Origin of the sequence: Parageobacillus caldoxylosilyticus NBRC 107762 (assembly GCF_000632715.1) — a bacterium.
Lineage (GTDB): Bacteria > Bacillota > Bacilli > Bacillales > Anoxybacillaceae > Saccharococcus > Saccharococcus caldoxylosilyticus.
Genome location: NZ_BAWO01000048.1, coordinates 37,984 through 49,201, shown reverse-complemented (window position 1 = coordinate 49,201; position 11,218 = coordinate 37,984). Strand labels below are relative to the sequence as shown.

Sequence of the window (11,218 nt, the reverse complement as noted above, 5' to 3'; positions counted from 1 at the left end):
GAGTCAGTCTCTTTTTATTTTTATATGAAAAAATGAATAGAAAACAAAGAAAAAATTAGGTATATAGGTTGTAATAAAGAATTTCCGATCTCCATGTCCCGTCTTTATCACCTGACAAGCTGGCACGGTGACAAGAAGAGCGAACAGTGCCATGTAAAACAAAATTGCAACTTATATAGTTTCTCATCATAAAAAAGTACTTCCATGTATTTTTATCACTATAACGCCCATGGCGATGTCATCGCCCTGACGGATGAACAAGGAAACATCGTTGCCCGTTATCAATATGATGCATGGGGGACATTCTTTCCTAATCTGGCGACTTGGCTGACGAAAACTCATATCGATACGCAGGATACCAATATGACCAAGAAACGGGTCTCTATTACCTAATTACCCAGTACTACCATCCAACGCATGGAGTGTTCCTTTCCTTGGATCCAGATCCGGGGGATGCGAATGACATTCTTACGCAGAATGGCTATGCGTATGTGAACAAACAGCCCGATGATAGTCCGGATGGGGGATTCGTGTATACTGTAGGGCTTTATTTTGTTCGTATGAGTAAAAGGTTTGTTAGGGAAAATCCGTTCCCTTCTTCATCGGAGGAGATGGGGGAAAAGCGAATCACATAAAAAGGACTCCCTTCTTGTAAGATGGCAAAAAACAAACAGGGGGTAACAGATGCCTATGCAAAAAGATAATACCGTTCTCCGCCTGTCGCCAAGCCTAAAAGAATTAAGAAGGGGAATTGTTCCGGTTATTGCGGAAATGCTTCGCAAAATGAATGGAGATGGGGATCATTTGGCGTGGTTTAGCGTGGTACTGGTGAGGGAAAACGCTTGACTAAATCTGTAAATAACATTTCCTTCAAAAATTTTCCTCCAACATTTTGAATCAGTCGGCATAAAGTTTATGGTTGACTCACGGACAAATGAGGAGTAAACTACTAGTAACTTCACTCCTCTACCATATTAGCAAACTAAAGCATTTATCATAAAGGACGTGTGAACATGTCAAAAAAGTTGTTTATGTTTGAAAAACCGTTAGGCATGCGCGATACGTTGCCGTTCTTATATGAAATGAAAAAACGTGTCCGCCAGGCGATGGCGGATGAAATCGAAAAGTGGGGATATGAGTTTATTGAAACGCCGACGCTGGAGTATTACGAAACAGTCGGTTCGGTTTCGGCGATCGCGGACCATCGGCTGTTTAAACTGCTCGATCAGCAAGGGCATACGCTGGTGCTTCGCCCGGATATGACGGCGCCGATCGCAAGGCTGGCCGCTTCCCGGCTTTACAAAGATGGCAATCCGCTCCGCCTTGCCTATAACGCAAACGTGTTCCGCGCCCAGCAGCACGAGGGAGGGCGTCCGGCGGAGTTTGAACAAATCGGTGTTGAATGCATCGGGGATGGGACGATCGCGGCCGATGCGGAAGTGATTAGCTTAATGATTGCCATGCTTAAACGCGCCGGACTGCAGCATTTTACTGTTACGATCGGCCATATTGGCTATGTCAACGCTTTATTTTTAGAGATTTTAGGAAATGAAGAGCGGGCTAGCGTGTTGCGACGCTTCTTATATGAAAAAAATTATGTTGGCTATCGCGAACACGTCCAATCACTGCCGCTTTCCTCCATTGACCAAAAACGCCTGCTTCAGCTTCTTTCGCTGCGTGGCTGCGGCATGATGTTGGAAGAAGCGAAAGAAGTGATCCATTGCGAAGAAGGAAAGCGCGCCGCCGAAGAGCTCGCTGCGCTGCTTCGCGCGCTGGGCATGTACGGAGTCGCCGATGCGGTGAAATTCGATTTGACGCTTGTCAGCCATATGAGCTATTACACGGGCATTTTATTTGAAGTGTACGCCGAACACGTCGGTTTTCCGATCGGGAATGGCGGCCGCTATGATGACCTGTTGGAGAAGTTTGCCCACAAAGCTCCGGCGACTGGATTCGGCATTCGCGTCGATCGGCTAATCGAAGCGCTTGGGGAGTCAGAAGCGGAGCCGAACATCGAGTGCATTGTATTTAGCCAAGAGCGGTTTGCCGAGGCGATTGAATTGGCCGCGGCGAAACGCCGCGAAGGGAAACGCGTCGTTTTACAGCACATTTCCGGGATTCGGGATATTGATGCCTACAGCAAACGGTATCCGTCGATGACGTATTTGCTTGGCAGCAAAGAAAAAGAGTAATCCGGCGCGCTGATTGCCAACAAAAACAGTTGCCATTGGTCGATACTAGCTTTTCTGCCGGAGTCGGCAAGCATTGGCTTGCCGACTGGGCATGCGAAGCATGCCCATCCCCAACGGTGAACGCCTTGCGGACAAATTTGATTTGTCCGCCAGCGTTTCCGTTGGGGAATTACGGCAGAAAAGCTGAGTTCATTCTTTGTTAGGCTTATTGCTACACTATTATACCTTCATAATGGATAATCAACACTCATGAGGAGTGACAAACGATGCTCACTGTTGCGATGCCGAAAGGGCGTATTTTTGAAGAAGCGGTCGAGCTGCTGCGTAAAGCGGACTACACGCTCCCGCCAGAATTTGCCGAGTCACGGAAGCTCGTGATTGAGGTGCCGGAAGAAAACATGCGCTTTATTCTCGCCAAGCCGATGGATGTCGTCACCTACGTCGAGCACGGGGTGGCGGATTTAGGCATTGCGGGCAAAGACGTGATGATGGAAGAAGAGCGCGATGTGTACGAGCTGCTCGATTTAAAGATCAGCAAATGCCATTTAGCGGTGGCAGGGCTGCCGGGTGTGCGCATGAACCAAATCGCCCCGCGCGTGGCGACGAAATACCCGAATATTGCCTCGAGCTATTTTCGCGAACAAGGCGAGCAAGTCGAGATCATCCGGCTTAACGGCTCCATCGAGCTGGCGCCGTTAATCGGGCTTGCGGACCGTATTGTCGATATTGTTTCGACCGGACGGACGCTGAAAGAAAATGGATTGGTGGAATTCGAGAAAATTGCGGATGTAACGTCGCGTTTAATCGTCAACCCGGTCAGCTACCGCATGAAAGATGAAGCGATTGATCGCCTTGTCGAGCGATTATCCGCAGTCATTCCACAATAAAGGGGAGAGCCGATGTGAAAATCGAACGAGTGACAAAACACTTGTCGCTGCGCCGCACGATTGAATCGGGAACGGAAGAGCAGCGCCGGGCGGTGCTAGAAATCATCGCCGATGTGCGCACACGCGGTGACGAAGCGCTGAAAGAGTATACGGAAAAATTTGATCAGGTGCGCCTTGCGTCGCTGCGTATAACAGAAAAGGAAATGGAACAGGCGTATCAACAAGTCAGCGCAGAGATGCTGGCGATTATCCGCGAAGCGGCGGCAAACATTCGCGATTATCATGAGCGGCAAAAGCGGGAATCGTGGATTACCGCCAAAGAGGATGGTACGATCCTCGGTCAAAAAATAACGCCGCTCGATGCGGTCGGGCTTTATGTTCCTGGAGGGACAGCCGCCTACCCATCCTCTGTATTGATGAACGTCATTCCTGCTCAAGTCGCAGGGGTGAAGCGAATTGTGATCGTATCTCCACCAAATCAAGACGGGACGCTTCCGGCAGGCGTGTTAGTGGCGGCGAACGAATTAGGGGTAAGCGAAATCTATAAAGTCGGCGGCGCACAGGCGATTGCCGCGCTGGCGTACGGAACGGAGACGATTCAGCCCGTCGATAAAATTTTCGGGCCAGGCAATATTTATGTAGCGCTTGCTAAACGCGAGGTGTTTGGACAAGTGGCGATTGACATGATTGCCGGGCCGAGCGAAATCGTTGTGCTGGCCGATGAAACAGCCAATGCGGATGAAATTGCCGCTGATTTGTTGTCACAAGCCGAGCACGATGAGCGCGCTTCCGCGATTCTCGTCACGCCATCGATGAAATTGGCGCTTGCCGTTGCCAGCGAAGTCGAAAAACAGCTTGAAACGCTGCCGCGCAAAGCGATTGCCGCTTCGTCACTGGAAAACTATGGAGCGATTTACGTGACGGAAACGCTGGACGAAGCAGTGAGAGTCGTCAATGAATTGGCGCCGGAACATTTGGAAGTGATGACGGCTGAGCCGCTGCAACTCCTTGGCCAAATCCGTCATGCAGGAGCGATTTTTTTAGGTCGATTTAGCTCGGAGCCGGTCGGCGATTATTTCGCCGGCCCAAACCACGTGCTGCCGACCAATGGCACGGCGCGGTTTTCGAGCGGGCTAAGCGTCGACGAGTTTGTGAAAAAATCGAGCATCATTGTTTACAGCGAAACGGCGTTGAAACAAAATGCTGAAAAAATTGCTGCGTTTGCCCGCCTCGAAGGGCTCGAAGCGCATGCGCGCGCGGTAGAGGCGCGTTTCAAAAAATAAGGAGGATCTGGTCATGGCAAGACATGCATCGATTTTGCGAACGACAAAGGAGACGGATATTCAGCTGGAGTTTGTCATTGACGGGGAAGGAAAGGCGGAATTGGATACGGGCGTGCCGTTTTTGACCCATATGCTTGATTTATTTACGAAGCACGGACATTTTAATTTAACGGTCAAGGCGAAAGGCGACACGGAAGTGGATGACCATCATACGACCGAAGATATTGGGATTTGCCTCGGGCAAGCGCTGCGCGAGGCCCTTGGCGATAAAAAAGGGATTAAACGTTACGGAAACGCGTTTGTCCCGATGGACGAGGCGCTTGCCCAAGTCGTTGTCGATTTAAGCAACCGTCCGCATTTTGAGTTCCGCGGACAGTTTCCAAGCCAAAAAGTCGGAACGTTTGATGTCGAACTCGTGCATGAATTTTTATGGAAATTGGCGCTTGAAGCGCGCATGAATTTGCATGTTATCGTCCATTACGGGCGCAACACGCATCATATGATTGAAGCGGTATTTAAAGCGTTAGGGCGCGCGCTCGATGAAGCAACGATGATCGACCCGCGCGTCAAAGGCGTTCCATCAACGAAAGGGATGTTGTGACGATGATTGGCATTATTGACTATGGAATGGGAAACTTATACAGCGTCAGCAAAGCGCTGGAGCGTCTTGATTATCCGTATATGATTTCTGGCCATCCGAATGAATTAAAACGGGCGCGGGGGCTCATTTTGCCAGGTGTCGGTTCGTTTAAAGACGCGATGCATATTTTGCAGGAAACCGGTTTGGCCGGCTTCATCCGCACTGCTGCGGAGAACGGCACCCCGCTGCTTGGCATTTGCCTTGGCATGCAGCTGCTGTTTGAAGAGAGCGAAGAAAACGGATTAACAAAAGGATTGGGACTGTTGTCTGGCCGCGTCGTCCGCATCCCTGAGGAGGCGGCAAGCGGCGAACGCTATAAAGTGCCGCATATGGGTTGGAACCGGCTAAAGTTTCATCATCCTTCGCCGCTGCTTGACAATATAGAAGAAGGGCATGTTTATTTTGTTCATTCCTACTATGTCGTGACAGACGATGCAAAGACGGTGCTGGCAAGCAGTTCGTATAATGTCGAAGTACCGGCCGTGGTCGGCAAAGAAAACGTATTCGGCACCCAGTTTCATCCGGAAAAAAGCGGCGAGGTGGGCATGAAAATATTGCAAAACTATTTGGCGATCGTAGAAGGAAAGGGGAACGGATGATGGCGGGGTTTACGGTTTATCCAGCGGTTGATATGCGCGGCGGCAAATGCGTCCGCCTGCTGCAAGGCGATTATGGGAAAGAGACGGTATACGGTGATTCGCCGGTTGAAATGGCGGCGTTGTTCGCCGCGCAAGGCGCCGAATGGATTCATATGGTCGATCTTGACGGCGCAAAAGAAGGAAAGCGTGTCAATGATCGTTTCGTCGTCGAAGTGGCAAAACAGCTGCCGGTGAAAGTGCAAATTGGCGGCGGCATCCGGACGGAAGAGGATATTGTGTATTATTTAGAAAACGGTGTGGCGCGCGTCATTTTAGGGAGCGCTGCCATTGCTGATCCGCCGTTTGTCAAAGAAATGTTGAAAAAATACGGCGAGCGCATTGCCATCGGCATTGATGCGAGAGACGGGTTTGTCGCGACGGAAGGATGGCTTCACACTTCCAATGTCAAAGCGGAAGACCTTGGAAAAGAGCTCGCTGCAGCCGGGGCGCAAACGTTTATTTTTACCGATATCGCCACCGACGGAACGCTGTCAGGCCCAAATGTCGCGGCAGTCGTTGAAATGGCGCGGGCAACCGGAAAACAAGTCATTGCTTCCGGTGGCGTCAGCTCGCTCGCCGATCTTTTAGCGCTGCGAAAATACGCCAAGGAAGGCGTGGCCGGTGCGATTGTCGGCAAAGCGCTCTATACGAAGCAATTTACCGTCGCTGAGGCGCTTGAGGCGGTGAAAGACGAATGATTACGAAACGGATTATTCCCTGCTTGGATGTCAAAGACGGGCGCGTTGTGAAAGGCGTGCAGTTCGTTCAGCTTCGCGACGCCGGCGATCCGGTCGAGCTGGCGAAGTTTTATGATGAACAAGGAGCGGATGAGCTTGTCTTTTTAGATATTTCCGCTTCGCACGAGGGACGGAAAACGATGGTCGAAGTTGTCGAGAAAGTTGCTGCACAATTGGCGATTCCGTTTACGGTCGGCGGCGGCATTCATTCGTTGGAGGATATGAAAACGATCTTGCGCGCTGGTGCCGATAAAGTGTCGCTGAATACGGCCGCTGTCCGCAATCCGCAGCTGATTACGGAAGGAGCGGACTTTTTTGGTTCGCAATGCATCGTCGTGGCGATTGATGCGAAATACGACGAAGCGATCGGTTCGTGGCGCGTTTATACGCATGGCGGGCGCAACGCAACTGATTTTGAAGTTGTCGAATGGGCAAAAGAAGCGGTCCGCCGCGGCGCGGGAGAAATTTTGTTGACCAGCATGGATTGCGATGGCGAAAAAAATGGATTTGATATCGAATTGACGAGGAAAGTAAGCGAAGCGGTGTCGGTTCCGGTCATTGCTTCCGGTGGAGCCGGGAAGGCGGAGCATTTCCTTGAAGTGTTTGAAAAAGGGAAAGCAGACGCCGCACTTGCCGCTTCGATTTTCCACTATAAAGAAACATCGGTGAAAGAAGTAAAAGCGTATTTAAAAGAAAGAGGGGTAAATGTACGATGAACCTCGCAAATATCCGCTTTGATGAAAAAGGGCTCGTTCCCGCGATTGTCCAAGATGCGCAAAGCAAAGAAGTATTGATGCTGGCCTATATGAATAGAGAGTCGCTACAAAAATCGCTAGAAACGGGGGAAACCTGGTTTTACAGCCGCTCGCGCCAGGAGCTTTGGCATAAAGGCGCTACTTCCGGCCATACGCAGCGCATCGTCGATATGCGCTATGACTGTGACAGCGATGCGCTTTTGGTGCTTGTCGAGCCGGCCGGCCCGGCTTGCCATACGGGAAGCTACTCCTGTTTTTCCCATTCCATTGATGGAGAAGTCCGTGAAGTATCGCCGCACCGCTTTGCGATTATTAACAAACTGGAGGAAATCATCGCGAAGCGGGATGCACAACGCCCAGAAGGCGCATATACGACATACTTATTTGAAAAAGGCATCGATAAAATTTTAAAGAAAGTCGGAGAAGAAGCGGCGGAGGTTATTATCGCCGCAAAAAACCGCAGCCATGATGAGTTGAAATGGGAAGTGGCCGATTTATTGTATCATTTGCTGGTGCTGCTTCGCGAGCAAAAGCTGCCGCTTGATGCGGTGCTGGAAGTGCTGACGGAGCGGCATGACGCGAAATCATGATTACGGGCTGGCTTTTTTGCGCCGCCCGCTTATTTTTTGTCCGTTTTCCCGAAGAATATGGTATACTTTTTTCGGTCAACTACCTAACGGCTAAAGCCGTGGGCTTCCGGCAGATGTTTTCGTGAATTCAACAAAAGATGGAGGGTTCAATGAAAAAACAACTAAAGCCAACGCGGCAAAAAGCAACGATTGTGCCATTTATCCAAAGCGGAGAATACTTTTTTAAAAAAGGAATGAAGGCGTATCAGCTCGGCGATTTATATAAAGCGAAAAAATATTTCGAACGCGCCGTCCAATACGATGAAAAAGATGCTTCCTTTGCCCTGCAGCTTGCCTTGGTGCTGGCGGAGCTTGGGGAGTATCAGTTCTCCAATCAATGGCTGTTTAAAATTATCCATGAATTGGACGAAACGATGTATGAATGTTTTTATTTTTTAGCGAATAACTTTGCCTATCTCGGTTTATTCCGCGAAGCCATAAAATATGCAGAGCTATATTTAAAGCATGAACCAAACGGCGATTTTGCTGAAGATCTAGCCGATTTATTGGAATTGTTAAAAATGGACCACGAAGAAGAGGCGGATGAACACGAAAATTTAATTGCCATGCAGGAACGGGCTCGCTATTTATTGGAAAAAGAAAAATTTGACGAAGCGATCGTTTTATTAGAAACGATGGTCGACAGCTACCCTGAATTTTGGTCCGCTTATAACAACTTAGCGCTCGCCTATTTTTACAATGGAGATGTACAAAAAGCCCAGGAGATCGTCACACAAGTACTGGAGCGCAATCCAGGCAATCTGCATGCACTTTGCAATCAGCTGGCTTTCCACTATTATTTGCGTGATGGACGCCAGGTCAATGAGCTTTGTGAAACGTTGTCGCGCGTATATCCATTTTTTATCGAACACCGCTATAAGCTTGGGGCGACATTTGCCCTTGTCGGTCGTTTTGATCTTGCGTTTCGCTGGCTATACCATTTATATAAAATCGGTTACGACGGCGATGAAGCTTTTTATTATTGGCTTGCGCATGCCGCTTATTATACTGGGCATGAGCCGTTCGCAAAACACATTTGGGAAAAAGTCGTCACTTTAAATCCGGATAAACAAGGGGAGGAACCGTGGGTTTTCTCCGCTCCGCCGCTTGATGAAGAACTTCAACGCATTATCCGCTGGTTTTATCGCAAAAACACGGCTGAAATATTATATGGGCTGTATTTGTTTAGTCAATCGCCGTATAAAAGCGATATTGCGGTTTCGTTAGTGCTTCGCCGCTATTTGCCTGCCCATCCGCTCCTTCGCCCATTTATTGATTATTTTCTATTTCGTATGGAAGAAATGTTGCCTTCTTATGTCGCCAATATCGACCGGATTGCAAAGACGCTCATGGCGAACAATGAGGAAATGGAGGAAACATTATATATTTCATGGTTTTCTGTAGCCATTAACGCCATTAGAGACAGTGAGCCGTTTACGAACCATCCGGCTTGGGCGGCAGCCATGGAATATGTATGGCGCAAGCAGCAAGGAATGAGCGTCACGCAAAAATCGGTAGCTGCAAAATATCATGTTTCGCTGTCAACTGTGCAAAAATATGTAAAAAGAGTGAGAAGCTTATTGTCTTGAGCAAATCAATAGACGCTAATTTAGAACTTCTATACGATAATGGTGGAAAGATTAATCGATGAAGGAGTGGAAACAACGTGTCAGAAGAAAAAATTTACGACGTCATTATCGTGGGGGCCGGACCAGCAGGAATGACTGCCGCTGTCTATACATCTCGCGCTAATTTGTCAACGCTGATGATTGAACGCGGTGTTCCGGGCGGGCAAATGGTCAATACAGAAGATGTCGAGAACTATCCAGGCTTTGAAAATATTTTAGGTCCGGAACTGGCGACAAAAATGTTTGAACACGCCAAAAAATTTGGCGCCGAATATGCGTATGGCGATGTGAAAGAAATTATCGATGGCGAAGAATATAAAACGGTCGTCGTTGGCGATAAGCAATATAAAGCGCGTGCGGTCATCATTGCGACCGGAGCGGAATATAAGAAGCTTGGCGTACCTGGTGAAGCGGAACTTGGCGGCCGCGGTGTTTCTTATTGTGCTGTCTGTGATGGGGCGTTCTTTAAAGGAAAAGACCTTGTTGTCGTCGGCGGCGGCGATTCTGCGGTTGAAGAAGGAGTATATTTAACCCGCTTTGCCAATAAAGTGACGATCGTTCACCGCCGCGATCAGCTGCGTGCGCAAAAAATATTGCAAGACCGCGCGTTTGCGAACGAAAAAATCGACTTTATCTGGAATCATACGGTGAAGCGTATTAATGAGAAAGACGGGAAAGTCGGCAGTGTGACGCTCGTTCATACGCAGACGGGAGAAGAGCGCGAGTTTCCGTGCGACGGCGTATTTATTTACATCGGCATGCTTCCGTTATCGAAGCCGTTTGCAAACCTTGGTATTACGAACGAAAACGGGTATATTGAGACCAACGAACGGATGGAAACAAAAGTACCAGGCATTTTTGCCGCCGGCGATGTCCGTGAAAAATCGCTGCGGCAAATCGTAACGGCAACCGGCGACGGAAGCATTGCCGCACAAAGCGCACAACATTATGTGGAAGAGCTAAAAGAAAGATTAAACATAAAGTAATCAAATGTAACGGATGTTTAATCCGCCTGTAACACATATGAAACATTTTTTTTGTATGCTAAAAGTAAGTAATTGACCCCCTTTTATATAGATCTTTTTTCATTAGCACGGGTACCCTTTCCCGTGCTCTTTTTTTTTGTAAATACGTGAAGATGGGACGATCGACTCTTTGTTTGGGAAATATATGAATTTTTGGGGCAAAAGAACTTTGGATGGGAAAGAGGCAGTTTCTGCAGCCCAAAAAGGACCGTTCGGCTGCGTGCCCTCCCGCTGCTTTTCTTCATTGTAGCGAATTGGGAGAAATAGTATAATAAATATAGATGGAATTGCAACAACTTTTGCATGAAGCAATGTTGAGGTGAGCGTGTTGCAGCGCGTAACGAACTGCGTTTTGCTAAAAGACGGAAAAGTACTGTTATTGCAAAAGCCAAAGCGGGGATGGTGGGTAGCCCCGGGCGGAAAGATGGAACAAGGAGAATCAGTCCGTGAAGCGTGTATTCGCGAATATCGTGAAGAAACGGGGATTTACTTAAAAAACCCAAAGCTTAAAGGGGTTTTTACGATTGTGATGAAAGCTGGGGAACAAATCGTCTCCGAATGGATGATGTTTACGTTTTTTGCTGAACAATTCGATGGGGAAAACGTTCCGTATTGCGAAGAAGGCAAGCTAGAGTGGCACCCGGTGGAAGCCATCCATGAACTGCCGATGGCACCGGGGGATTATCATATTTTAGAATATGCTTTAAAGGGATCGGGCGTGATGTACGGGACGTTTATATATACGGAAGACTTCGAGCTGCTTTCCTACCGGTTAGATCCCAGTTGACAGAAAGGAGGGGGGAA

Annotated in this window: 12 protein-coding genes and 1 pseudogene; all 13 read left to right on the top strand. The window is 48.6% G+C overall.

Annotated elements, in window-relative coordinates; all coding sequences use genetic code 11:
- Positions 1 to 192 precede the first annotated feature (192 nt).
- Positions 193 to 536 (top strand): annotated as a pseudogene (locus tag GCA01S_RS20640) (RHS repeat-associated core domain-containing protein); the annotation flags it as partial.
- 148 nt (positions 537 to 684) lie between these two features.
- Complete coding sequence (locus GCA01S_RS20175) at positions 685 to 846, top strand: hypothetical protein (RefSeq protein WP_155835576.1); 162 nt, start codon at positions 685 to 687, stop codon at positions 844 to 846.
- A gap of 167 nt (positions 847 to 1,013) precedes the next feature.
- Positions 1,014 to 2,192 (top strand): ATP phosphoribosyltransferase regulatory subunit, encoded by a 1,179-nt coding sequence (locus GCA01S_RS13030; protein ID WP_042410581.1) that lies wholly within the window; start codon positions 1,014 to 1,016, stop codon positions 2,190 to 2,192.
- A 266-nt stretch (positions 2,193 to 2,458) separates the two neighbouring features.
- Positions 2,459 to 3,079, top strand: coding sequence for an ATP phosphoribosyltransferase (hisG, locus tag GCA01S_RS13025; protein WP_042410580.1), 621 nt, complete (start codon positions 2,459 to 2,461; stop codon positions 3,077 to 3,079).
- A 14-nt stretch (positions 3,080 to 3,093) separates the two neighbouring features.
- Complete coding sequence (gene hisD / locus GCA01S_RS13020) at positions 3,094 to 4,362, top strand: histidinol dehydrogenase (protein WP_042410578.1); 1,269 nt, start codon at positions 3,094 to 3,096, stop codon at positions 4,360 to 4,362.
- 13 nt (positions 4,363 to 4,375) lie between these two features.
- On the top strand, positions 4,376 to 4,963 hold the full coding sequence (gene hisB, locus GCA01S_RS13015; protein ID WP_042410576.1) for an imidazoleglycerol-phosphate dehydratase HisB: 588 nt from the start codon (positions 4,376 to 4,378) through the stop codon (positions 4,961 to 4,963).
- Positions 4,960 to 5,601 (top strand): imidazole glycerol phosphate synthase subunit HisH, encoded by a 642-nt coding sequence (hisH, locus tag GCA01S_RS13010; protein WP_174407502.1) that lies wholly within the window; start codon positions 4,960 to 4,962, stop codon positions 5,599 to 5,601. The genes hisB and hisH overlap by 4 nt, the downstream gene beginning before the upstream one ends.
- Entirely contained in the window at positions 5,601 to 6,338 is a 738-nt protein-coding gene (hisA, locus tag GCA01S_RS13005) for a 1-(5-phosphoribosyl)-5-[(5-phosphoribosylamino)methylideneamino]imidazole-4-carboxamide isomerase (protein ID WP_042410572.1), read from the top strand. The genes hisH and hisA overlap by 1 nt, the downstream gene beginning before the upstream one ends.
- Complete coding sequence (hisF, locus tag GCA01S_RS13000) at positions 6,335 to 7,093, top strand: imidazole glycerol phosphate synthase subunit HisF (protein WP_017435698.1); 759 nt, start codon at positions 6,335 to 6,337, stop codon at positions 7,091 to 7,093. Before hisA ends, hisF begins: the two co-directional genes overlap by 4 nt.
- A complete protein-coding gene (gene hisIE, locus GCA01S_RS12995) occupies positions 7,090 to 7,722 on the top strand; it encodes a bifunctional phosphoribosyl-AMP cyclohydrolase/phosphoribosyl-ATP diphosphatase HisIE (protein WP_017435699.1) in 633 nt (210 codons plus the stop codon). The genes hisF and hisIE overlap by 4 nt, the downstream gene beginning before the upstream one ends.
- 149 nt (positions 7,723 to 7,871) lie before the next feature.
- Complete coding sequence (locus GCA01S_RS12990; RefSeq protein WP_042410570.1) at positions 7,872 to 9,350, top strand: tetratricopeptide repeat protein; 1,479 nt, start codon at positions 7,872 to 7,874, stop codon at positions 9,348 to 9,350.
- Between the two features lie 77 nt (positions 9,351 to 9,427).
- Positions 9,428 to 10,375, top strand: a complete 948-nt coding sequence (gene trxB / locus GCA01S_RS12985) for a thioredoxin-disulfide reductase (RefSeq protein ID WP_017435702.1) — start codon at positions 9,428 to 9,430, stop codon at positions 10,373 to 10,375.
- 367 nt (positions 10,376 to 10,742) lie between these two features.
- On the top strand, positions 10,743 to 11,201 hold the full coding sequence (locus GCA01S_RS12980; protein WP_017435703.1) for an NUDIX hydrolase: 459 nt from the start codon (positions 10,743 to 10,745) through the stop codon (positions 11,199 to 11,201).
- Positions 11,202 to 11,218 lie beyond the last annotated feature (17 nt).